The 21,429-nt window shown below is 54.1% G+C and carries 26 protein-coding genes and 1 pseudogene; 18 read left to right on the top strand and 9 right to left on the bottom strand.

Going from position 1 to position 21,429, the window contains the following annotated elements:
* Window positions 1–82 precede the first annotated feature (82 nt).
* Both AACV31_RS00200 and AACV31_RS00195 read right to left on the bottom strand, forming a co-directional pair.
* Window positions 83–427, bottom strand: a complete 345-nt coding sequence (locus AACV31_RS00200) for a CII family transcriptional regulator (protein ID WP_165154967.1) — start codon at window positions 425–427, stop codon at window positions 83–85.
* 188 nt (window positions 428–615) lie between these two features.
* Window positions 616–831 carry a transcriptional regulator gene (locus tag AACV31_RS00195; RefSeq protein WP_165154969.1) on the bottom strand — a complete coding sequence of 72 codons (216 nt, stop codon included), beginning with the start codon at window positions 829–831 and terminating at the stop codon, window positions 616–618.
* Window positions 832–934: 103 nt separating this feature from the next.
* On the opposite strand from AACV31_RS00195, the gene AACV31_RS00190 reads away from it, so the two are divergent.
* The 12 genes and pseudogenes from AACV31_RS00190 (at window position 935) to aqpZ (ending at window position 9,055) form a co-directional block, all read left to right on the top strand.
* Window positions 935–1,528 (top strand): LexA family transcriptional regulator, encoded by a 594-nt coding sequence (locus AACV31_RS00190; RefSeq protein WP_165154971.1) that lies wholly within the window; start codon window positions 935–937, stop codon window positions 1,526–1,528.
* A 322-nt stretch (window positions 1,529–1,850) separates the two neighbouring features.
* Window positions 1,851–2,741: a hypothetical protein gene (locus AACV31_RS00185; protein ID WP_165154973.1), complete on the top strand. Its 891-nt coding sequence runs from the start codon at window positions 1,851–1,853 to the stop codon at window positions 2,739–2,741.
* Complete coding sequence (locus AACV31_RS00180) at window positions 2,734–2,943, top strand: cell division protein FtsZ (RefSeq protein WP_255491251.1); 210 nt, start codon at window positions 2,734–2,736, stop codon at window positions 2,941–2,943. The genes AACV31_RS00185 and AACV31_RS00180 overlap by 8 nt, the downstream gene beginning before the upstream one ends.
* Window positions 2,944–3,073: 130 nt before the next feature.
* Entirely contained in the window at window positions 3,074–3,823 is a 750-nt protein-coding gene (locus AACV31_RS00175; RefSeq protein WP_255491252.1) for an ERF family protein, read from the top strand.
* A 3-nt stretch (window positions 3,824–3,826) separates the two neighbouring features.
* Window positions 3,827–4,333, top strand: a complete 507-nt coding sequence (gene ssb, locus AACV31_RS00170) for a single-stranded DNA-binding protein (protein WP_165154975.1) — start codon at window positions 3,827–3,829, stop codon at window positions 4,331–4,333.
* 9 nt (window positions 4,334–4,342) lie between these two features.
* Window positions 4,343–4,651 (top strand): hypothetical protein, encoded by a 309-nt coding sequence (locus tag AACV31_RS00165; protein WP_165154977.1) that lies wholly within the window; start codon window positions 4,343–4,345, stop codon window positions 4,649–4,651.
* Complete coding sequence (locus tag AACV31_RS00160; protein WP_185155268.1) at window positions 4,648–5,295, top strand: MT-A70 family methyltransferase; 648 nt, start codon at window positions 4,648–4,650, stop codon at window positions 5,293–5,295. The genes AACV31_RS00165 and AACV31_RS00160 overlap by 4 nt, the downstream gene beginning before the upstream one ends.
* A gap of 78 nt (window positions 5,296–5,373) precedes the next feature.
* Window positions 5,374–5,571 (top strand): helix-turn-helix transcriptional regulator, encoded by a 198-nt coding sequence (locus tag AACV31_RS00155; protein ID WP_158686174.1) that lies wholly within the window; start codon window positions 5,374–5,376, stop codon window positions 5,569–5,571.
* 202 nt (window positions 5,572–5,773) lie between these two features.
* Window positions 5,774–5,922, top strand: a pseudogene (locus tag AACV31_RS00150) (phage integrase central domain-containing protein); the annotation flags it as partial.
* Between the two features lie 538 nt (window positions 5,923–6,460).
* A complete protein-coding gene (locus AACV31_RS00145; RefSeq protein ID WP_165154981.1) occupies window positions 6,461–6,943 on the top strand; it encodes a DUF523 domain-containing protein in 483 nt (160 codons plus the stop codon).
* Window positions 6,944–7,433: 490 nt separating this feature from the next.
* Entirely contained in the window at window positions 7,434–7,967 is a 534-nt protein-coding gene (locus AACV31_RS00140) for a hypothetical protein (RefSeq protein WP_255491253.1), read from the top strand.
* Window positions 7,968–8,353: 386 nt separating this feature from the next.
* Window positions 8,354–9,055: an aquaporin Z gene (aqpZ, locus tag AACV31_RS00135; RefSeq protein ID WP_255491259.1), complete on the top strand. Its 702-nt coding sequence runs from the start codon at window positions 8,354–8,356 to the stop codon at window positions 9,053–9,055.
* A gap of 96 nt (window positions 9,056–9,151) precedes the next feature.
* Here aqpZ and AACV31_RS00130 read toward each other — a convergent pair whose 3' ends face one another.
* Window positions 9,152–9,511 carry a putative T6SS immunity periplasmic lipoprotein gene (locus tag AACV31_RS00130; RefSeq protein ID WP_075198306.1) on the bottom strand — a complete coding sequence of 120 codons (360 nt, stop codon included), beginning with the start codon at window positions 9,509–9,511 and terminating at the stop codon, window positions 9,152–9,154.
* A gap of 3 nt (window positions 9,512–9,514) precedes the next feature.
* Window positions 9,515–10,063 (bottom strand): type IV secretion protein Rhs, encoded by a 549-nt coding sequence (locus AACV31_RS00125; RefSeq protein ID WP_242658681.1) that lies wholly within the window; start codon window positions 10,061–10,063, stop codon window positions 9,515–9,517.
* 508 nt (window positions 10,064–10,571) lie between these two features.
* Between AACV31_RS00125 and AACV31_RS00120 the strand changes: the two genes are divergently transcribed.
* Window positions 10,572–10,826: a hypothetical protein gene (locus AACV31_RS00120; RefSeq protein WP_234006137.1), complete on the top strand. Its 255-nt coding sequence runs from the start codon at window positions 10,572–10,574 to the stop codon at window positions 10,824–10,826.
* On the opposite strand, the gene AACV31_RS00115 is transcribed toward AACV31_RS00120, so the two are convergent.
* From AACV31_RS00115 to budA, 3 genes are read right to left on the bottom strand one after another with little or no spacing between them, the layout of a single operon-like run.
* A complete protein-coding gene (locus AACV31_RS00115) occupies window positions 10,823–11,593 on the bottom strand; it encodes a (S)-acetoin forming diacetyl reductase (protein ID WP_007762974.1) in 771 nt (256 codons plus the stop codon). The genes AACV31_RS00120 and AACV31_RS00115 overlap by 4 nt on opposite strands.
* 20 nt (window positions 11,594–11,613) lie before the next feature.
* Window positions 11,614–13,293, bottom strand: coding sequence for an acetolactate synthase AlsS (gene alsS / locus AACV31_RS00110; RefSeq protein ID WP_007762976.1), 1,680 nt, complete (start codon window positions 13,291–13,293; stop codon window positions 11,614–11,616).
* A gap of 21 nt (window positions 13,294–13,314) precedes the next feature.
* Window positions 13,315–14,094, bottom strand: coding sequence for an acetolactate decarboxylase (gene budA / locus AACV31_RS00105; protein ID WP_007762979.1), 780 nt, complete (start codon window positions 14,092–14,094; stop codon window positions 13,315–13,317).
* Window positions 14,095–14,200: 106 nt separating this feature from the next.
* Here budA and AACV31_RS00100 point away from each other — a divergent pair, with 106 nt between their 5' ends.
* Both AACV31_RS00100 and AACV31_RS00095 read left to right on the top strand, forming a co-directional pair.
* Window positions 14,201–15,073, top strand: coding sequence for a LysR family transcriptional regulator (locus tag AACV31_RS00100; protein ID WP_075198303.1), 873 nt, complete (start codon window positions 14,201–14,203; stop codon window positions 15,071–15,073).
* A gap of 93 nt (window positions 15,074–15,166) precedes the next feature.
* Window positions 15,167–16,135, top strand: coding sequence for a magnesium and cobalt transport protein CorA (locus tag AACV31_RS00095; RefSeq protein ID WP_165154985.1), 969 nt, complete (start codon window positions 15,167–15,169; stop codon window positions 16,133–16,135).
* Here AACV31_RS00095 and AACV31_RS00090 read toward each other — a convergent pair.
* The gene (locus tag AACV31_RS00090; RefSeq protein WP_105580625.1) at window positions 16,113–16,469 is read right to left on the bottom strand and encodes a cupin domain-containing protein; all 357 of its coding nucleotides are present in this window, start codon (window positions 16,467–16,469) and stop codon (window positions 16,113–16,115) included. The genes AACV31_RS00095 and AACV31_RS00090 overlap by 23 nt on opposite strands.
* Window positions 16,470–16,828: 359 nt before the next feature.
* Here AACV31_RS00090 and ypdK point away from each other — a divergent pair, with 359 nt between their 5' ends.
* Window positions 16,829–16,885 carry a membrane protein YpdK gene (gene ypdK, locus AACV31_RS23150; RefSeq protein ID WP_097566156.1) on the top strand — a complete coding sequence of 19 codons (57 nt, stop codon included), beginning with the start codon at window positions 16,829–16,831 and terminating at the stop codon, window positions 16,883–16,885.
* Between the two features lie 45 nt (window positions 16,886–16,930).
* Here the strand turns inward: ypdK and alaC are convergent, their stop codons facing one another.
* Complete coding sequence (gene alaC / locus AACV31_RS00085) at window positions 16,931–18,172, bottom strand: alanine transaminase (protein WP_075198301.1); 1,242 nt, start codon at window positions 18,170–18,172, stop codon at window positions 16,931–16,933.
* A gap of 240 nt (window positions 18,173–18,412) precedes the next feature.
* Between alaC and AACV31_RS00080 the strand changes: the two genes are divergently transcribed.
* Together AACV31_RS00080 and AACV31_RS00075 are read left to right on the top strand one after the other, a co-directional pair.
* The gene (locus tag AACV31_RS00080) at window positions 18,413–19,654 is read left to right on the top strand and encodes a DUF1479 domain-containing protein (RefSeq protein ID WP_105538821.1); all 1,242 of its coding nucleotides are present in this window, start codon (window positions 18,413–18,415) and stop codon (window positions 19,652–19,654) included.
* 78 nt (window positions 19,655–19,732) lie between these two features.
* Window positions 19,733–21,424, top strand: a complete 1,692-nt coding sequence (locus tag AACV31_RS00075; protein WP_105580689.1) for a sensor histidine kinase — start codon at window positions 19,733–19,735, stop codon at window positions 21,422–21,424.
* The last annotated feature ends 5 nt before the right edge of the window (window positions 21,425–21,429 follow it).

Raw genomic sequence — 21,429 nt, 5'->3', positions numbered from 1 at the left:
GCGCGCTCCTGATTTCTGTGCGCGCGTTTGCGCATAACAACGTGGCAAACCTGACTACGATTTGTCATAATTTCCTCGCAAATTACTTGGTAGGTTTTTTGCACTCAGAAGCCTCGGAACTGTTCGCGCAGTCCGGGGCTTCGATCTTTAAATTGCCCAGCATTGAGATCAGCGCCTGGGCAAGTTGCGCTGTCTGCTCCCCTTTGATAATTACGGTTTCCTCTCCCTGATCGAAACCAATCACGGCCAGCAGCTTGGCCGCGCGTTCCACAAAACAATTTCTCCCCGTTTGCATCCTGCTTACCTGTGAATGATGGACGCCGAGTTGCTGCGCAACTTTCGCCACGCCTTGCGCAGCTATTCCGCTGCGAATTAGGGTTTCAAACTGAAGCGCCTTGTTGTTTGTGCGTGCATGTGATTTGTGCATAGTGAATACTCCGTAAAACGTTGGTTCTGATTACTTATGTAAAAATCGGAAAGCCGATCCCGGTCATTGCGGAAGCCTTGCCATCCAGTTACGACTAGCAATAGGTGCGATTAGTCGGATTTTTATCCCTGGGCTCACCTAAAGATCGTTATTCCGGGTAGAATTCATGCCGATTTGCATGATGCACATCATTGTTTATGATTCCGATGTGTCTCATAGCACCAGTCGACAATTTCCATTGGCGTGATTTTTCCGTTGGTTGCAGTGGCAATAGGCTTCACGTGTTTTGCGCGAATATCCGTACCATTCAACCACTTACTGACAGTGGATTGATTTACACCAATGCGGCGGGCCAACTCTGTTTGGCTGCCAACAATTTGAATAGCCTTATTGATTGGGTTCATTGCCTTTCCGTATCGCTACCTAACACACGGCCGCATTATGCGATATGGAATGATTACAGTCAATAAAGCATAGTTGCAATCTTCTTTTTGGGAATTAATACCGATGCAATCATTGAAAGAGCGTTTACAGTTTGCGATGAAGGAAACAGGGTTCCACAGCCAGACGGCCCTCGCGAAAGCGGCAGGGATTCAACAGTCGGCAGTATCAAAAATTCTTAACGGAACAACTGAAGTGTCGCGTTCTACGGGCAAGCTTGCTGCGGCAATGGGGATTAGCGCAGACTGGCTGATCAATGGCACCGGTAGCATTTATGGCACGTCATCAGAGCCTATGGCGCGTATCGACGTATCTCATATGGTGAAACTTTATGACGCTAACGGTTTTACTGGAGAGACTATTGCCTGGCCTAGGGAACTTCCTGAGACATGTCGCGCCTATGTCATTCAGCGTGATACTGGAGTTTCACAGGCGCCAGGTGGGTCGATCGTTATTGTGGATACAGCAATAAAGCCAGCAGCTAATAGCCTGGTTGCTGTGAAAGAAGATGGTTTTGTAACTGTTTATAGGTCGAACAAGATAGGACAGAAGGTTTTTCTGTCAGTAGACTCTGACCGGCTACCAATGATAGAAGCAGGCGATGATGTGGAAATTTTGGGAGTGATAACGCAATTGTTTGTAGCTAACTTGTTAAGATAGATTGTAAATCCTTGACTGATCGGGGTCTCCACACACTCCCCTGATACAGTCACCTCAAAGAACGGCATTCTTTCCCCCTTTATTAATACTACAGGTCAGACCTGAGGCCTCCCCGCGCCCAAACCTAAATATCACTTTCGGAATATAGCTGCAAGCCAGCCACCCCATGGCGCACACATTAAATCATTCCAAATAGAATAAATCCACCACTTCCCGGTTGACTGGATTCATTCCATATCGCATAATCATCCCCATCGGCATAACGCCAGTATCAAAAATGTTCCGCCAGCCGGGCGAAAACGGCAAACCAGAGGACAAAACGATGATTGATATCCGCACCCTGTCTTTTAGCGAGCTTAAGGCTCTGCAATCTCTTACTGCCGCCGTTCATATCGACCTGCGCCGCAAACACATGACGCTGATCGGGCTGCGTCACACCAAAGACGGCTTTATGAATCCGTACGACTCGCCAAACCGTCGCGTTACTGCGGGAGTGTGGGCCGCTATTCAGGACTGCGTTACTAACCGTATTAACGGCACCGTAGAGCGCCTTTTAGACCTCGCCCGCGCTGTAGATGAATGCCTGGAAATCATCGACCGCGACCATGCCGAGGCACTTGAACACAATCACCGCCGCCGCATCGCGGAGTTTTTTGGCGGCAAGGATTACGCAGCACGCCGTGAGGCATTAGAAGCTGCCCACGCCGAAGCGCTGGAAATCAACGAGGCAATCGACGCGATGATCGAGGGCCGCCAGGCCATCGCTGATAAAAAGCCGGATGCGATGCAAGAGACGTGGGAACTCGTCAGGCTCGGCAATTCCTACAAAGAAGCCGGGCGTGACTGGTATCGCTGGGCGAAAGCCTCAGCAATGAATTTGTGGGCAGCGAGAGAAAGAGCAGCGAATGAAGAAAGGAACGAAGGAATGAAGATCGGAAACGTAGCAGTTAAACACCCGAAGCTGTACACGCAATACGCGCAATGGCTGGGCCGTCAAATGACAGAAGGGCGCGAGCTGGCGCATTTCGCCTGCCCGGAATGCAAATCGACACTGTTTTCAATGATCCCGCCGGTCGGCGATTGTTCCGACACGCTGGCTAATTGCCCGGTATGCGATGCGCTCTACTTCCGCATTATCGATAACGAGAACGGGCAACCGGTTGTAGCCGTTCACACCATGCCAGCCCATGCGGAGGGTTCCAGCCATGCATAACGCAGCCGCCCCTGTAACTACTTTCATGTTCCGTTCGCACGTTCGCCCCGGAATGCTGATCCGCCATGACGGCCGCACCTGGCGCGCTTCTGCAAACGTTGAAAAAGGGCTTTATCTGGACAGGCTCACCACGAAAACCCGCATCAGCACAGAGATCGTGGAAGTGTTAGTGGATAGCGCGCCGCAAGTGCCGGGCCACTAAGCAAAAAACCCGCCGAAGCGGGTTTCTCATCGCCTCCTGCGGTCTTGTCAGGGATGCAGCAGGAGGGCTTCAAGTCTCACCGGGAAGTAAGACCAGGTGAGTTTACGAAAAAAGAATCAGGGTTACAACAATGACCAAACCGGAATTTTACGCGCGTCTTGCCAGCATTCAAGCCGAACTTAACGCGCCCAAAAGCCAGTTTAATAGCTTTGGCGGTTACAGCTATCGCAGCTGCGAGGACATTTTAAACGCCGTAAAACCTCTGCTTAAGGGGCTTTTCCTCTCGATCACCGACGACGTGATCCAGCTTGGCGACCGCTACTACATCAGGGCCACCGCCACCATCACCGACGGCGAGAACTCACACAGTGCCAGCGCCATAGCGCGCGAGGCCATCACGAAAAAAGGCATGGATGATGCGCAGGTAACCGGCGCTACCAGCTCCTACGCCCGCAAATACTGTCTGAATGGGCTGTTTGGCATCGACGACGCGAAAGACCCGGACACAGACGAACACGCGATCCAGAACGGGCAGCAGCCGCGCAACGGTAACCAGTCACGCAATGGCAACCAGCAGCGAAACGGCAATCAACAGCGAAACGGCGGCCAGCAGCAGCGAGGCCAGGGTGGGAATCAGCAGCAGCGCCAGCAGCAAAGAGCAGAGCTTACGCCCGCAGAAGTTTACACAACCTTCGCAAAGGTGGTCGGGCAGACAACGGATCGGGCTCGCCTCGATGAGCTTTACAAGCGTGCATGGAAAGCGTGCGCAGGCGATGGAGCTACCCAGGGCAAGCTTCGCGAAGCAATGCAGCAACGAATCAACCAGCTGAAAAAGGCGCAGGCCGGACAGCAGAACGAACAACAGACAGTAGGAGCTTAATCAATGGCGCAGCGTGGAGTTAACAAAGTGATTCTGGTCGGCAACCTCGGACAAGATCCAGAGGTTCGCTACCTCCCGAACGGCGGCGCCGTGGCTAATCTGCGACTGGCGACTTCTGAATCCTGGCGCGACAAGCAAACCGGCGAAATGAAAGAGGCCACAGAATGGCATCGCGTCGTTCTGTACGGGAAGCTCGCCGAGGTGGCCGGGGAATACCTCCGCAAAGGCTCTCAGGTTTACATCGAAGGCCAGCTAAAAACCCGTAAATGGCAGGCGCAGGACGGCAGCGACCGTTATTCAACAGAAGTGGCTGTGAACGTAGGCGGCACTATGCAAATGCTCGGCGGCGGCCAGGGGCAGCAAAGCGGCCAGCAACGCCAGCAGCAGAGCCAGCAAGGCGGCGAGCCCGGCTGTTGGGGCGCGCCTCAACAGCCGCTATACAGCGGCGGCGGCCCACGCCAGCAGCAGAGCGAGCCCGCTTATGATTTTGACGATGATATCCCATTCTGATCGGAGGCCATGATGAAACTCACCGGGAAGCCAACGACAGAACAGCTGGCGCAGATTCTGGCGAAACCAGTAGATCCAGATGAGCGCATTCGTGGGCGTCTGCGCATCGAACTACACCGGCTTGTTAATCAGGCCGCCTTATTTGGCGTGGAGATACCCCTGCCGCTACCGACCGAGGAAGAACAGGCGGTAGCAGCGGGTGGAATCCTCCCCCATCGTCTGCGCTTGCGCTGGGCTGATGTGGATTTAGGCGGGTTTACCGGCCCATATAGCGGCGAAGCACGCCGTATTCATGGCGGGGTATACAGGGGGGATTGATGAAATATTCGCTTATCTACGCCGATCCCGCCTGGAGCTATGGCAATACCGTAAGCAACGGCGCGGCAGCCGGGCATTACGACACCATGAGCCTGATCGATATGAAGCGCCTCCCAGTGTGGGAGCTGGCCGCAGAAAACGCCGTTTTGGCGATGTGGTACACCGGCACCCACAACCGCGAAGCTATGGATCTTGCCGAAGCCTGGGGCTTTACGGTGCGCACCATGAAGGGCTTTACATGGGTGAAACTCAACCAACGGGCAGAGCAGCACATCAATAAAGCGCTGGAAGCTGGCGAAATTGAGGATTTTCACGACTTTTTGCACCTGCTTAACGCGCAAACGCGTATGAATGGCGGAAACTATACGCGGGCAAACACCGAGGATCTTCTTATCGCCACCCGCGGCGCCGGGCTCGAACGCAAAGATGCCAGCGTGAAACAGGTTATCTACAGCCCGTTAGGCCGCCATAGTGCGAAACCCTGGGAGGCCCGCCACCGGTTAGAGCGTCTTTATGGCGACGTGCCGCGCATCGAGTTATTCAGCCGTTCAGCGGCGCCAGGTTGGGATCACTGGGGCAACCAGTGCGAGTCATCGGCAGTGAAGTTGCTGTCTGGCTTCGTAACTAAAGTTACGAGGACCTAGGGTAGTGGTTACAAAAAATTTTGCTGCTCTGTCAGCTATAAGATTTTCAAAGTACGAATGTAAGCAGGAGAGATTATGATGCGTGAGTTACGAGAGGATACCCTTATTGACCTGAAATTTATCATGGCAGATACTGGGTTCGGTAAGACCTTCATTTATGACCGCATTAAAGACGGAACCCTTCCGAAACCACGCAAGATTCATGGACGTTCTCGCTGGTTATATAGCGATCATCAAGCATTCAAAAAAAAGCTCATCGCGCAGCATGATGGGTAAAATCCTGGGTAAATAATTTTAGCATACAAAAATAACCCTTACGTCTCCTGCACTTAGGTATCAAATTTGAAGTTTGCAGGGGACGCCATTTTGCTGTTCGCCCGCCTTCGATGTTGTTCGCTAAATCTCTTAAAACCAATCATCAGACCATTCCAGCGTTTGCGCGTATTCACGCCGGTTCGAAAACGGTGATGTCATAGCGCGGGTTAATAAGGCAGTCGGCGCTGCAAAGAAGTGTTTCGCTATGCCGTAGTAACCGGGAGGGCTAAATATAACCCTGCGCCTGATCTGGCGGATGCTATAAAGGGATACAGGAAAAAGACTTTCCCGTTTCTGCAAGCCGATCAAATCTTCTTTTCAATCGGGCGCTGTCCGGCGTTCAGCCACAACCCATCCAGCAGCCCGAACGCTTTCACCTCATTTGCCCGTACAACGGCCGCTTCAGGTTGCGCGCCGTGGTTCTGCACTGAATCAATACTGACAGGCAGTCGCCTCAGTGCTTCAGCATTACGCCCGGTAACTATTACCCTGCACAATACGGCTGGCACCCGCGAGACCAATACCACTGGTCACCCCGTAATTAATATATTTTCACCTGCAAACCGTGACATCTGACTTTTCCCTGTAATTAACCGAGGATGCGTAAAGTCTGATTCTGGTGCTGGACCGGCGAGAAAATTTTTCTCCCCGGTGTTTTTAGAAAAACAGATATTGAAATCCGGCCATTATTTTTGTGGCTGCGGTGTGGCACCTTGCAGCTGAATAGTGGTGAGACTGATCCGGATATCCCTAAACTTCCCATAATATAAGCAGGTGCGGCCAAAGGCATTTTTATGTAAAAGCGAAGCTGATATCATTTAAGTATCACTAGACCTGATGTCCAATTACGATGATAAATAAAATACTGGTAAGTGCCTGTCTGATGGGATTCAAAGTGCGCTACGACGGGAGCGAAAAAGCACAGATGATCGATCAGCTGCGGCGCTGGCAGGAAGAGCAGCGTCTTGTGATCCACTGTCCTGAACTGGCCGCGGGTTTACCCACCCCACGCCCTCCGGCTGAGATTGTTTCTGGTGATAATAAAACTCAGGACAGAATAATTGAAATTACAGGAAAAGAGGTAACAGAGCACTATCAGCTTGGCGCCTGGCTGGCGCTACGCACGGCGCAGGATGCGGGCTGTACCGCTGCGCTGTTAACGGACGGCAGCCCAACATGCGGTAGCCAGTTTATCTATGACGGTTCATTTAGTGGCCGGCGCAAGTCAGGTATGGGCATCGCAGCATCGCTACTCTCTGCACATGGTATAGCCGTTTTTTCTGAGAATAACCTCGCCGATTTAATTGCATGGATTGATGAGAAAGAACGCTGAATATATTCTCGTGGAGATACAAAAAGGAATCAGGGCTTATCTGTTACTTTCGTCAGCCTTTATGCGCTGGAGGCTATCGCTTTCATCTTTGCCTGTTAAGATTTGGAAGCATCCCGCTCGGCCTGCATTTCTTTAAATTCTTTGATATATAAAGCCGATAAGGGGCTATCATCAACCGCCAAAGGATTGTCAATCGGGCGAGATTATCCGCTATAAATTTCAGCCAAGGCAACATTATCCCATGCAGTCTATAAATTTTAAACGATAAATACGATTTATGAAGCTATCACTCTCTCGCGATAATACCGACTGGCCTGACGCATCACTTAAAACGCGACAAAACATATGATTACCTGTGTCGCCTCATGTAGTATTATCTTATCTTTACCCTGACCTGTATAAAACGATGTTCACTTATTCTTTTTATTTTTACCGTTACACACCTTTAGTAGTGCATCCTTCCTGCAGGTTAACCAACAATGAAACACCTTTGAAATTAAAAAACAAACTGATTGATGGCCTGATTCTTTATCTTAAACAAGGTTATATAGACCCATGGTATATCAATTGTGATTGTGAAGATGAAGGTTCAGAAGAGGCCGATCATTATCTGCGTAAGCTCGATATGATTGATGCAGAAGCATCAGCGTATTTCAGAAAGAAAATAGTAGAATCGACGTTTATACAAAATGGACTGTTTAAATCCTTTTGTCTGGATAGCCTGCTTCTGTCAGTTAAACACAGACCCTACGCAATTAATTACTTGTGTGAAAACCATTCAGCGTTATCTTTATATCTATTAAAAGCGGCACTGTTTTATTTGATTTGCGCTAAGAATGATCCTTTGAATGATAACGATATCCCTGCCGAACTCATCTCAGGACTGAAAAATCGTTATAAAAAAATTACCGAAGAAAACGAGGCGCCACGTCATCAGGAGCTGTCAGCCTGCGGAACATTTTCAGATTTTGAATTGCGTGAGCTGAACACCGAATATGAGGCGTTCTGTAAAGCATATTCTTAACAGTTAGCACTAAGAGAATAACTTCATTATAGAAACTAACTATATCAGTCACTTAATCAATATCAGCCAAACTTACCGGAACGTTCAGGTTCACCAGCAACATGTATGTTTTCAGTAGGCGCGAGAGATCGGCCGCTTTAACAGCGTCTGCCATCCATCATGTCCTGTGTAAATTTAATATAGCCTGCTGAGTTATACATAAACCCAACAACACCCTAACAGCACGCTCATTTAAACTCATTTTAATCACATAAAACATCATCTCTACACAAGTCTTAATATTTTTGTCCAGAATAAGAACAGCGCGCGATTCTGTTATTAATTTTAAACGCTATGATGTTCCGCCGTTAAATAAACAGTTATCGGTAATAATACAAATAAGGAACATTCATATGTTGAGAAAAGGTGCGGCTGAGTTTTTCGGCACATTCTGGCTGGTATTTGGTGGCTGCGGTAGCGCTGTGCTGGCTGCGGCGTATCCCGAACTGGGCATTGGTTTTACAGGGGTTGCGCTGGCGTTTGGTCTGACTGTCCTGACAATGGCGTATGCCGTGGGGCATATTTCCGGCGGACATTTTAACCCGGCCGTCACGCTGGGTTTATGGGCGGGTGGACGTATAACCTTTCAGGACGTGATCCCCTACATTATTTCCCAGGTCATCGGCGGTATTGCCGCCGCAGGCGTACTGTATGCGATTGCCAGCGGTAAACCGGGCTTTGACGCCGTCGCGAGCGCCTTTGCCGCCAACGGCTATGGCGAACACTCGCCGAATGGTTATAGCCTTTCGGCGGCAATCCTGACTGAACTGGTGCTGACGGCGTTCTTCCTGCTGATTATCCACGGTGCCACGGATAAAAACGCGCCAGCGAAATTTGCGCCGCTGGCGATTGGTCTCGCCCTGACGCTGATTCATCTCATCAGCATTCCCGTTACCAATACCTCGGTGAACCCGGCGCGAAGCACAGCTGTCGCTATTTTCCAGGGCGGCTGGGCTTTACAGCAACTGTGGGTTTTCTGGGTAGTCCCGATGGTGGGCGGCGTAGTGGGCGGCCTGATGTATCGCTTTCTGTTGCAGAGCAAAGACTGATTAACATCATGGCGCGCGGTATAAACACTATGCGTCTTTATTTAAAAAGCCCTGAAAGGGGCTTTTTATTGTTCGGGAATTGCTGTTCTGGCGAATTCATGGCATCGAAAAGTTCACTTCTATAATGCGTTCTCGCTCATCGCGCGGATTATCCAGGCTGTAATACGCAGCATACTTATCGCCGCTTTCGAAATGATAACCCAACGTCGGCAAACACTGCCCCTGCTGCGGATACACAGCCTCTTCACTCACGCTTTTTCGAAAACTGTCACCTTCGCCGCCGTGATTTGCGATTTCAACGAATGAGAGACGATCGCCAGGCTTAACCGCATAAGTGATGCAGGGCGTATTGCCGTTGATTTCTACATGACCCGTCTGGATATCGGGTAAACGATCGCCCGGCCCTGCGCAGCCTGCCAGCAGTACTAATGAACATCCTGAGAGGTACACTTTCATTTTTTAGCCTCGCCCTGTGGCAATTTTCTGGTAAAGACGGGGAATATCGGCAAGCCGGTCTTTACCTCTGTATCTGCCCTGTTTTCCTTCGGCCTGAAAAGCCAACCAGGTTTGCATACCGTAAACAAGAAGCAACCAGTAGTCAGCAATGATCGAAGCCTGCTGCTCCAGTGAATAATCGATAAGCGAAATTTTATCAAGCTGATAGAAGTAATCTGCGGCCCAACTGAACAATCCCCGGGTTCGTACCCATTGTCCATGTTGATGTTGCCAGACATGGCCAAGTTCATGAATAAAGACATGCCTCGACTGAATTAACACATTGCTCGCGGAAAAATCAGGCTTATAGCCCTCCTTCCTGAACCACAATTCTCCATTGGGGGCCATCGCAACGCCTTTACTTTGTAAACCAAACGGAAAATAGCTGTCACAATGTACCCAGACACGGCTATACACAATACTATAACCAAACACGCGTCGGGCCATCGCTATTTCGCCTGGCGTCATCAGCCGGAGGGTTCCCTCCCTGGTGCCGGAATGGCTATTTCTCATTTTCATAAATCCTTTTACATAAAGATGTAACACGCTTGCGTAATCGAAAATTTTCAATATCTACTTTAGAATTGCGAAATGAATCACTAAAAACAAGCGCAAAGATATAAATATTTTCTGATTTGAATGCAATTATAACCTATCTAATATAATAAAACTTTGAACAACCATTACGTCAGTACAGGTCAACAAAAATAATATGCAAGCCACCATTACCCTTGAAGGATCGATGTAATGAAATCAAAAAAACATTTGTCATCATTTTCATGATGACACTGGCTACCGTCTTATAATCCACGCAGGGTAACGAGAAAGTTGACGTTGTTGAAGTACATCGTAACGATTTTGTGCCTTTAAAAGTTATTAACCCCCATCTTATCACCAACAGAAAAAATTATATGGAGGGTTAAGTAAACCCCAATTTTCTGGCTCACCATTCGCTGAAAAATAAGTGCGTTGCGATTTTCAGGAACTATTATAATTACGATTATGGGAAGGTTATAAGCCGCTGGATAAAGAAAAATGTCTCTGTTTTGCCGAAATCAAAGCACCTGATAATAGCCTTGATAAACACATCCTGATGATTATTCTCGAACGCAAAAACGGCAATACGCAGTTTGATATTAATAATGAAACCTGGCACGCATACGGCCACGGTAATATCATCTCCCCTAATAAACCTGTTTTATATCCCCATAAAAAAACCCACCGCAGAAACGGTGGGTTTTCGGACATGCCGAAAAAGGTAGATGATAAGGATTAACTAAATACCATACCGCCGTCGATCAGCAGCGACTGGCCGGTCATGTAGTCGGAGTCCGGGCCTGCCAGGAACGAAACGCAGGCGGCGACATCTTCCGGCTCGGAAAGGCGGCCAAGCGTGATGCGTTTGGCGAACTCTTCGGTGCCGTAGCCGAGCGGTTTGCCGGCGGCTTCGGAGATCTGACGGTCGATTTCAGCCCACATTGGCGTTTTCACAATGCCCGGGCAGAAGCCGTTTACGGTAATGCCGAGCGGCGCTAAATCGCGCGCGGCGGTCTGGGTCAGTCCGCGCACCGCGAATTTACTGGAGCTGTAGACCGCCAGCTCCGGGTTGCCGACGTGGCCCGCCTGCGAACAGGCGTTGATGATTTTCCCGCCGTGCCCTTCGGCTTTGAACGCTTCAATCGCCGCCTGCATGCCCCAGATCACGCCTTTGACGTTGATGTTGTAAACCCTGTCGATAACGTCTTCGGTGATCGTCTCAATCGGCGTTGACGGCGCGATCCCGGCGTTGTTGACGATAACGTCAAAGCCGCCGAGCGCTTTGCGGGTCTGTTCTACGGCCGCGAACACCTGGTCGCGCTTCGAGACATCCACGGTCACCGCCACGGCGCTGCCGCCCTGCTCGTTGATCTCCTGCGCCACGGCATTGGCCGTTTCGGCGTTGTAATCGGCAATCGCGACCGCAAAACCGTCTTTGACCAGTCGGAGGGCGATGGCTTTACCAATCCCCTGCCCTGCGCCGGTAACCAGTGCTACTTTTTTCATAATCCGTTCCTTTTGGTAAGTCAGAGAATCTGGCTGAGATGGAGCTGGCCCATCAGCAGCGGGTTATCGCTGTAGTCCACCGGAATGGCGACGACCGCCGGCCCGTCGACATCCATCGCGGCGCGCAGCGTCGGCTCCAGCGCCTCGGCGCTTTCCACCGCGAACCCGGCAGCGCCGAACGCTTCGGCGTAAACTTTGAAATCCACCGGCCCGAAGCTCACGCCCGAGAGCCGCTGGTATTTTTTCTCTTCCTGAATCGCCACCATATTGTAGGCGTTATCCACCCAGATGATGTGTAACACATTGGCTTTCAGGCGTACCGCGGTTTCCAGCTCCATGCTCGATTGTAGGAAACCGCCATCGCCGGAAACAGACACCACTTTACGCGAGGGCTCCACCAGCCATGCGCCGATGGCCCACGGCAGCGCCACGCCCATGGTCTGCTGACCGTTTGAAATCATCACCTGACGGGCGCGGAAGCTGTAGAGATAGCGCGCAATCCAGATGTGGAAGCTGCCCATGTCCACGGTGAGCGTCACATCGTTGTTGATGATGTCCTGCATGGCGCGCACGATGCGCAGCGGATGCAGCGCGAACTGGTTTAATTGCGCCCCCCGGCGCGCCAGCAGCTCGCGCTGATTCTGGCGGTCGATAAGGATCTCTGAGGCCCGGTCGCTTAACACCAGCGGCTGTTCGATACGCCCGGCCAGTTTTTCCAGCGTGCCGGCGATATCCCCCACCAGCTCGATTTCCGGCGCGTAGTGGCTCTCTTCGTAGGCTGGCAGCACGTCAATATGCACCAGCGTCGCGTTACCGCGATTCCACATGGCGGGTTCATATTCCACCGGGCTGTAGCCGATGCAGATGATGAGATCCGCCAGATGCAGCAGTCGGTCGCCCGCCTGGTTGTTGAAAAGCCCGACGCGGCCCGCAAAGCGCGTGAAATGCTCCTGATTCACCGCGCCCGCTGCCTGGTAGGTACTGGTGACCGGAATATGGCTTTTCTCCAGCAGCCGGTGCAGCGCGCGACTGTTCTCCGTCTGGCTCGCCATCAGGCCCAGCAGAATGACCGGGTTTTTGGCGTTGCGAATAAGCCCGGCCACGTGATCGATAGCGGCATCCGGCGCAGGCCCCACCTGCGGCGCTTTGCCTGCAGGCAGAATGTTGCCCTGAGCGGGCTGATCGACGATATCCTGCGGCAGGCTCACGAAGGCGCTGCCTGGTCTGCCGTGCTCTGCCACGCGAAAGGCGTTGGAAACCACTTCCGCGATAGCGTCTGAGGACGAGACCTCAACGGAGTATTTCGTAACCGGGCTGAACATCGCCACGGTATCCATGCTTTGATGCACCTGGCGCGCTTTATCCGCGCGACGCACCGCCCCGCCGAGCGCGACCACCGGGTCGCCTTCGCTGTTGGCGGTCGCCATGCCGGTGATGAGGTTGCTGCACCCCGGCCCGGAGGTAACCAGCGCCACCCCGGCTTTGCCGGTGATACGCCCGACGGCGGCGGCCATGAACGCCGCATTCGCCTCGTGACGCACCGGGATAATCTGGATAGTGGAATCCAGCAGGGAATCGAAGACCTTATCGATCTTCGCGCCGGGAATGCCGAAGACCTGTTTTACGCCCTGGGCTTCAAGCTGGCCGACCACCATGTCGGCGCCGTGCGCCCACTGGCGCATCCGGTTTTCGTTATCCATGATATTTCCCCTTTCAGACTGTTAGTTTTCAACCGAGCGGATAGCCGCATCGAGATTGTCGGGATGCAGGTTGGCGTTGAGGAACGCCGGGTCCGTCGGCAGATCGATCATCAGCTTGTGGATCTCCCCGAAGGTAAGAACGCCGTTTTCCAGCTGGTAGTCGAGCAGGTGCCCGCCCCCCTGACGATCGTCGGTGATGAAATGTTCGTGGTAGCCCGCGACGTTGATGCCCTGCATATGCTGCGGCGTGCGGAACCCCACAAGGACGCCGTCGCGGCCGTCGAAGCGGAACACCGGCTGGTCGTCCAGCACGTCGGTCATCGCACGATACGGCGGCGTCTGGCGCGGCACCGTGCGAGTGTGGGCATGGCGGAAGTGGCCGTCGATACGCAACGCGCAGAAGATGTTGTCGGACGGCACCTGGCGGTCTATCACGTCATGGATCTGCTGGCGGCTCATCGGCCGGTCGAAGCGCTGACGGTAATGCGGTTTAAACCACGTCATTACCGCGAACGGCGTTTTCTGGTCGGGCTGCGCTTCACGGGCGCTGCCGTCGGCGCGCAGCTGGTGAACTTCATGGCTGAAGGCGATGAGTTCGCCGTCGAGTTCGTTAAAGGTGCCGAGGCCAAAATCGCCTTTGGTCAGGAGATCCGCGATGGTGGTATTGCCTTCATAAACCCCACTGAGCAGAGCGCTCATCATGGATGTTTGATATATCACACATTCTGTATCTTTATCCCGTAGCGCCCGCACGGTTTCCAGCAAGCTTTGCTCGCAAGAACAATCGGTTGCATGGCTCATTGCACTGATCCTCACTCATATTCCGTAAGAAAGATTAATCAAATGTTGACGCGATTCAGCGCAGGGTTCCAATATAGAAAGCATCCCGGTTTGAGTCGTATTTGATATGGAACTTCGATATTTGCGTTATTTCGTGGCGGTAGCCCAGACGCGGCACTTCACCCGTGCCGCTGAATTACTGGGTATTTCTCAGCCGCCGCTCAGTCAACAGATTCAGCGTCTTGAGCGCGAAGTGGGCACGCCGCTGCTGCGCCGTCTGACGCGCGGCGTGGAGCTGACCGAGGCCGGTGAGGCCTTTTATCAGGATGCCTGCCAGATACTGGCGCTCAGCGACGCGGCGCTGGAGAAAACGCGCGGCATCGCCCGTGGCGTCAATGGCACGCTCTCGATAGGCATCAGCAGCTCTAACGCGTTTCATCCGCATATCTTTTCCCTGCTGCATGAATTTCAGCACCGCTACCCGGCTATTACGCTGCTGCAACAGGAGGCCAATATGGCGTCGCTGATGCACGATCTGGAAGAAGGCTTGCTGGACGCCGCGTTTGTCCGCCTGCCGTGCGAGAGCAGCAAAGCGTTTAACCTGCGCCTGATTGATGTGGAGCCGATGGTGGCGGCGCTGCACCGCAGTCATCCGCTGAGCGGGCGTGATGAAGTGGCGCTGAGCGAACTGGTCGGCACGCCGCTTATTCTTTTCCCACACGAGGTGGCGCCTGGGCTGTATGAGCTGGTGTTTAACGCCTGCCTGCGTGCGGGTCTGGCGCCTGCCGACAGCCAGCAGGCTTCGCAGCTCTCTTCCTCGCTCAGCATGGTGGCGGCGGGGTTTGGCTTCACGCTGGTGCCGGTCTCGATGCAGTGCATCGGACACCCGGAAGTGACATTCCACCGGCTCAGCGATCAGACGCTGAAAACCGATATCGCGCTGGCCTGGCGTAAATTCGAACGCTCGCCGTCAGTGCGTCGGCTGGTGGAAATGTTTTAAGCGCCAGAATCGGCTGAATTGTCGCGAAAAAGAGGAAGCCCGCGCCCACGCTGTTTATAGTTACCCGATAAGCGTACCGCCAGGGATGAAAAAATGATTGTTAACAGCATGGTGTACCGGCGCGACAAGAAGCCGGAAGTGATTAACCTCGAAGATATCAGCGAGGCGATTGAAGATCCGGACGCCTTTATCTGGCTGGGGCTCTGGCAGCCCGATGCGCCGTTTATGCATATCATTCAGCAGGAGTTCGGCCTGCACGAGCTCGCGATTGAAGATGCCCTTACCGCCCATCAGCGCCCGAAAATCGAACAGTATGGCGAATCGCTGTTTATGGTGGTGAAAACCGCGTGGATGAACCGTCAGGAGCAGATAGAGTTTGGCGAAACGCATCTGTTTATCGGGAAAAACTTTCTGATAACGGTGCGCCACGGTGCCTCGGAAAGCTATGCGCCTATCCGCGCCCGCGCTGAGGAAAAGCCCGACATGCTGGCGATTGGGCCGGGCTACGCGCTCTACTGCCTACTCGATTTTATCGTCGATAACTATCTGGAAATCACCTCGTCGCTCACCAGCCGCATCGGCGAGATGGAAGATACGATGTTCCGCACCGAGTTTGACAAGCAGGCGGTGCAGCAGGTTTATACGCTGCGTCGCCAGCTACTGGCGATTCGTAACGCCGCGCTGCCGGTCGATGAGATCTGCAACCAGCTGATTCGCCTGCATGAAGATATCGTGCCGAAGACGCTGCGCCCCTACCTGCGCGACGTACAGGATCACGCGCATCATGTGGTCATGGACGCGGAAGATATGCGTGAGATGTTGACCAGCGCCATGCATGTGAACCTGGCGCTGGTGACCGTGCAGCAGAACGAGGTGGTGAAAAAGCTCGCGGGCTGGGGGGCAATCCTGGTGGTGCCGACCGTTATCTTCAGTATGTACGGCATGAACTTTGAAAATATGCCGGAGATACGCTCGGCGTTCGGGTATCCGGTGACCATCAGCGGCACCATCGCCATCTGCTACCTGCTCTACTGGAAACTTAAACGCTCGGGCTGGTTGTGAGATCCACCCGGTCGCCGCGCGTGGTCGGCTGGGAGATAACCAAAAACTCCACCGCCTCTGGCGCGTCGTTGCGCGCCTGATGCGGCGCCTGCGGCGGGATTTCTATCGCTTCGCCAGCGGTGAGCGTCACGCGCTCGCCGTTCAGCTCCATCGTCAGCACGCCGCTCAGCACAAAAAAGCACTGGCGCGACTGCTCATGGTAGTGGCGCCGCTCGGCGCGCCCACCGGGCATCCGCTCATGAATTACGCTCAGACCCTGGCTTTTTACCAGATGCCAGCCGTCGCAGTCGCCGCCCCACAAATAATGTTCTGCATTCGCCTTGCTGATTTTCATACGCGCTCCTGTTTTTCAAAACGCCACAATCCCGGTAAACGAGGCTGCTGACAAGCTCCAGAAATTTGGAATTACGCACCGTGATTAATTTATTTTTTATTGTTTTTTAAGGAAAAAGGGTGAGTGAAAAAATTTCCGGCCCCTGTGCCGCGCGTCGCTTGTCACCTCTGAAATAAAGGATTACATTAGCGCCCGCTGACGTCATTTGACGCGCTCGATTTCCAGAGAGCGGTAGCCGCCGATGGGGAATAGTCCCAAAGTGAATCGGCTGCGGCTTCATCTCTCTATACTGTGACCTTGCGTATTGATTCAGGCATGTTTTCAGGCATGCGGAGCGATGTAACGTGAAATATTTCTTTATGGGCGTATCGGTGATTTTACTGTTGTGGGCCGGCACGTTCGCCCTGATGATTTAGTAAAACACCTGAGTAAAAAAAACAGGAGCCACTGGCTCCTGTTTTTTATTCGGCGTCCTGCGCCGCGGCGTTCTTCGTACCAGCCGGTAGCAGCCCGTCGGCCCGGAACATCGCTTTTATCCCGCGCACCGCCTGGCGAATGCGATCGCGGTTTTCAATCAGCGCGAAGCGCACGTGGGTATCGCCGTAATCGCCAAAACCAATCCCCGGCGAGACGCAGACTTTCGCGTCCTGAAGCAGCTTTTTGGCAAACTCCAGCGAGCCCATCGCCGCGTAAGGCTCCGGGATTTTCGCCCAGACATACATCGACGCTTTCGGGCACTCCACCATCCAGCCCGCCTCGTGCAGTCCTTTCACCAGCACGTCGCGGCGGCGTTTATACTGTTCGGCGATATCGCGCACGCACTGCTGATCCCCTTCCAGCGCGGCGATGGCCGCCACCTGTAGCGGCGTAAAGGTGCCGTAGTCGTGGTAGCTTTTGATACGCGCCAGCGCGCTGACCAGCTCCTGATTGCCCACCATAAAGCCGATGCGCCAGCCTGCCATGTTGTAGCTTTTGGAGAGCGTGAAGAACTCCACTGCAACATCGCGCGCGCCCGGCACCTGCATGATGGACGGCGCTTTCCAGCCGTCATAGACGATGTCGGCGTAAGCCAGATCGTGCACCACCAGCACGTCATAACGCTTCGCCAGCGCCACGACTTTCTCGAAAAACTCCAGCTCCACGCACTGCGCCGTCGGGTTCGACGGGAAGCCTAAAATCATCATTTTCGGCTTCGGATAGCTTTCGCGGATCGCGCGCTCCAGCTCGTTGAAGAAATCCACGCCCTCCACCAGCGGCACCGAGCGCACCTGCGCGCCGGCGATAACCGCGCCGTAAATATGGATCGGATAGCTTGGGTTCGGCACCAGCACCGTGTCGCCGTGATCGAGCGTGGCGAGCATCAGGTGCGCCAGGCCCTCTTTCGACCCGATGGTGACGATGGCTTCGGTTTCCGGATCGATCTCCACCTCGTAACGCTCCTGATACCAGCGCGAAATGGCGCGGCGCAGACGCGGAATACCGCGCGAGGTGGAGTAACCGTGCGTGTCCGGCCGCTGGGCCACGGTGCAAAGTTTTTCGACGATATGCGGCGGCGTGGGGCCGTCCGGGTTGCCCATGCTGAAATCGATAATATCTTCGCCGCGCCGACGCGCAGCCATCTTCAGCTCAGCAGTGATGTTAAAAACGTAAGGGGGAAGGCGTTCGATACGCGAAAAACGGCGTTTAGGACTGAAATCAGCCATAGGTTCCTCGAAGTGACGTAAGCGCCCGGACCGTCCGAGCGACGCTGCCGCTGATGCGGCTCTAAGAACATAGCCTGGAAAATTTTCCGCTGTCGAGAGGTCAGCGCAAAAAAATGTTCGGAACAAAAAACGGGAACTTTCATTTGAAAGTTAACCCTATTTTATTTGACGCAGCATGGCTATATTAACTTCGACGCAACAAAACAATAACCCCTGTTCCCGATTGCCGGAGTACCTGCTATGACCCTGCACATTCCCGATCTTCCCGCCGCTATCCGTGAGATAAAACAGCATTTGCGCCAGGCGCTGCCGAACTATCAGGCCGTGTTTGCCGAGCTGGAAGCCGACATCGCGCGCCAGATAGAAACCATCAAAAGCGAAACCGCCCGCGGTGAAAGCCCGGTGCCGCAGATCCAGGCCGACGATATTATTAACGGCCGCATCAGCGACGCGCAGAAAGCCCGCATCCGCGAACGCGGCTGCTGTGTTATCAAAGGCGTATTCCCGGAAACCCAGGCGCGCGCCTGGAACCAGGAAGTGGGCGATTATCTGGCGCGCAACGATTTCGTCGAAAAGCTCAAGAACGCGGCGGAAGATAACTATTTCGGCACGCTTGCCGACAGTAAGCCGCAGATTTACGGCATTTACTGGTCGAAGCCGCAGGTGGAAGCGCGCCAGCACGAGCGCATGAAAGCCGCGCAGGTGTTTCTGAATAATCTCTGGCAGACCGAAAGCCAGGGCAAACAGCATTTTGACCCAAATCGCGTGGTGACGTACGCCGACCGCACCCGTCGCCGTCCGCCGCGCTCGTCATCGCTTGGCCTGTCGCCGCATGTCGATGGCGGCTCGGTGGAGCGCTGGCTTGATGAAAATTTCCGTCACGTTTACCGTCACGTCTTCAGCGGCGAGTGGCAACGCTACAACCCGTTTGAAGCGGAAGGACGCGTCGAGGCGCGCGAGATCCCCTCGCCTGCCGTCTGCTCGATGTTTCGCACCTTCCAGGGCTGGACGGCGCTCTCAGAGCAGCGCAAGCACGGCGGTACGCTGACGCTGCTGCCGGTGGCGAACGCGATGGCGTATATCCTGCTGCGCGCGTTGCAGGACGACGTACCGGACGATTCGCTGTGCGACGCGAAGCCGGGCCGTGCATTATCCATTAACGAACGCTGGCATCCCCTTTTACTGACCGGGATTTCCTCAATTCCCGATATGGAACCGGGCGATACCGTGTTCTGGCACTGCGATGTTATTCATGCGGTGGAAAACGAGCATCAGGGCGAGTTCGACAGCAACGTGATGTATATCGCCGCCGCCCCGTGGTGTGAGAAGAACGACGCCTATCTGAAGCGCCAGTGGCCGGCGTTTGTGGAAGGCCGCTCGCCGCCCGACTTCGCGCCGGACGATTTCGAGGTCGATTTCAGCGGGCGCGCCACCGAGGCGGATCTCACTCCTGCCGGACGCGAGCAGCTCAGCGGCGCGTAACCGGCAAAACCTGGCGGCTGGTCAAGGGCCGTCAGGTTTTCTATCATGTCCGCTTTCCTGCCAGACATCGGGTTTTCCGTGCACGAGATTTTCGACATGCTGCTGGCGGTCTTTGACCGCGCGGCGCTAATGCTGATTTGCCTCTTTTTCCTGATTCGCATCCGCCTGTTCCGCGAACTGCTGCATAAGAGCGCCCACACGCCGAAAGAGCTGCTGGCGGTCACCGCGATCTTTTCGATGTTCGCGCTGTTCAGCACCTGGTCCGGCGTGCCGGTGGAAGGCTCGCTGGTGAACGTGCGCATTATCGCCGTGATGTCCGGCGGTATTCTCTTCGGCCCGTGGGTCGGCATCATCACGGGCGTTATCGCCGGGCTACACCGTTACCTGATTGATATTGGCGGCATCACCGCCATTCCCTGTTTTATCACCAGCATCGTCGCAGGCGGGCTCTCAGGCCTTATCAGCCGCCGGGTGCCGAAAGCGCAGCACTGGCGCGCGGGCATTCTGGGCGGCATGCTGTGCGAAACGCTGACCATGATTCTGGTGGTGGTCTGGGCGCCGACCACGGCGCTCGGGCTGGATATCGTGTCGAAAATCGGCGTGCCGATGATTTTAGGCAGCGTCTCTATCGGTTTTATCGTGCTGCTGGTGCGAAGCGTCGAGGGCGAAAAAGAGGCCAGCGCCGCGCGCCAGGCCAAACTGGCGCTGGATATCGCCAACAAAACGCTGCCGCTGTTCCGCCATGTGAATACGGAATCCCTGCGTCAGGTGTGCGACATTATCCGCCGCGATATCGACGCCGACGCGGTCGCCATCACCAATACCGAAAAGGTGCAGGCCTATGTGGGCGTGGGCGAGCATAATTATCAGGATAACAGCGACGCGCTAAGCCCCACCACGCAGCAGGCGATCCGCTACGGCAAAATCATCATCAAGAATAACGACGAAGCCCACCGCACGCCGGAGATTCACTCCATGCTGGTGATCCCGCTATGGGAGAAAGGCATCGTTACCGGAACGCTGAAAATCTATTACTGCCATGCGCATCAGATAACCTCCTCGTTGCAGGAGATGGCCGTCGGCCTGTCGCAGATTATCTCCACGCAGCTTGAGGTGTCGCGCGCCGAGCAGCTGCGCGAGATGGCGAATAAAGCGGAGCTGCGCGCGTTGCAGAGCAAAATTAACCCGCATTTCCTCTTTAACGCGCTGAACGCCATTTCTTCGTCCATACGCCTTAACCCGGACACCGCGCGCCAGCTGATTTTTAACCTCTCGCGGTATTTGCGCTACAACATCGAGCTGAAAGACGACGAGCAGATCGACATTAAAAAAGAGCTGTACCAGATTAAGGACTACATCGCGATTGAGCAGGCGCGCTTCGGCGACAAGCTGACCGTGATTTACGATATCGACGACGAAGTAAACTGCCGCGTCGCCAGCCTGCTGATCCAGCCGCTGGTGGAGAACGCGATTGTGCATGGCATTCAGCCGTGCCGTGGCAAAGGCGTGGTGACGCTTAGCATCGCGCAGAGCGGCAGCCGGGTGCGGATCGCGGTGCGCGATACCGGCCACGGCATCGATCCGCAGATTATCGAACAGCTGGATACCAACGAGATGCCGGTAAATAAAATCGGGCTGATTAACGTGCATCACCGCGTGAAGCTGTTATATGGCGAAGGGCTGCATATTCGCCGCCTGGAGCCAGGCACCGAGATTGCGTTTTACGTGCCGGATCAACCGCCGCGCCCTGACGCTGCAATGCTGTTGTAGAGAGA

Source organism: Cronobacter sp. EKM101R (genome assembly GCF_963888145.1).
Lineage (GTDB): Bacteria > Pseudomonadota > Gammaproteobacteria > Enterobacterales > Enterobacteriaceae > Cronobacter > Cronobacter turicensis.
Note: the sequence above shows the minus strand (reverse complement) of the source record. Positions and strands in the feature narration are given on the sequence as shown.

Excerpts from the sequence above, each read along its gene's own strand:
- AACV31_RS00200 (WP_165154967.1), bottom strand. The coding sequence starts at position 427 with ATGCACAAATCACATGCACGCACAAACAACAAGGCGCTTCAGTTTGAA.
- AACV31_RS00195 (WP_165154969.1), bottom strand. The coding sequence starts at position 831 with ATGAACCCAATCAATAAGGCTATTCAAATTGTTGGCAGCCAAACAGAG.
- AACV31_RS00190 (WP_165154971.1), top strand. The coding sequence starts at position 935 with ATGCAATCATTGAAAGAGCGTTTACAGTTTGCGATGAAGGAAACAGGG.
- AACV31_RS00185 (WP_165154973.1), top strand. The coding sequence starts at position 1,851 with ATGATTGATATCCGCACCCTGTCTTTTAGCGAGCTTAAGGCTCTGCAA.
- AACV31_RS00180 (WP_255491251.1), top strand. The coding sequence starts at position 2,734 with ATGCATAACGCAGCCGCCCCTGTAACTACTTTCATGTTCCGTTCGCAC.
- AACV31_RS00175 (WP_255491252.1), top strand. The coding sequence starts at position 3,074 with ATGACCAAACCGGAATTTTACGCGCGTCTTGCCAGCATTCAAGCCGAA.
- ssb (WP_165154975.1), top strand. The coding sequence starts at position 3,827 with ATGGCGCAGCGTGGAGTTAACAAAGTGATTCTGGTCGGCAACCTCGGA.
- AACV31_RS00165 (WP_165154977.1), top strand. The coding sequence starts at position 4,343 with ATGATGAAACTCACCGGGAAGCCAACGACAGAACAGCTGGCGCAGATT.
- AACV31_RS00155 (WP_158686174.1), top strand. The coding sequence starts at position 5,374 with ATGCGTGAGTTACGAGAGGATACCCTTATTGACCTGAAATTTATCATG.
- AACV31_RS00145 (WP_165154981.1), top strand. The coding sequence starts at position 6,461 with ATGATAAATAAAATACTGGTAAGTGCCTGTCTGATGGGATTCAAAGTG.
- AACV31_RS00130 (WP_075198306.1), bottom strand. The coding sequence starts at position 9,511 with ATGAAAGTGTACCTCTCAGGATGTTCATTAGTACTGCTGGCAGGCTGC.
- AACV31_RS00125 (WP_242658681.1), bottom strand. The coding sequence starts at position 10,063 with ATGAGAAATAGCCATTCCGGCACCAGGGAGGGAACCCTCCGGCTGATG.
- AACV31_RS00115 (WP_007762974.1), bottom strand. The coding sequence starts at position 11,593 with ATGAAAAAAGTAGCACTGGTTACCGGCGCAGGGCAGGGGATTGGTAAA.
- alsS (WP_007762976.1), bottom strand. The coding sequence starts at position 13,293 with ATGGATAACGAAAACCGGATGCGCCAGTGGGCGCACGGCGCCGACATG.
- budA (WP_007762979.1), bottom strand. The coding sequence starts at position 14,094 with ATGAGCCATGCAACCGATTGTTCTTGCGAGCAAAGCTTGCTGGAAACC.
- AACV31_RS00100 (WP_075198303.1), top strand. The coding sequence starts at position 14,201 with ATGGAACTTCGATATTTGCGTTATTTCGTGGCGGTAGCCCAGACGCGG.
- AACV31_RS00095 (WP_165154985.1), top strand. The coding sequence starts at position 15,167 with ATGATTGTTAACAGCATGGTGTACCGGCGCGACAAGAAGCCGGAAGTG.
- AACV31_RS00090 (WP_105580625.1), bottom strand. The coding sequence starts at position 16,469 with ATGAAAATCAGCAAGGCGAATGCAGAACATTATTTGTGGGGCGGCGAC.
- alaC (WP_075198301.1), bottom strand. The coding sequence starts at position 18,172 with ATGGCTGATTTCAGTCCTAAACGCCGTTTTTCGCGTATCGAACGCCTT.
- AACV31_RS00080 (WP_105538821.1), top strand. The coding sequence starts at position 18,413 with ATGACCCTGCACATTCCCGATCTTCCCGCCGCTATCCGTGAGATAAAA.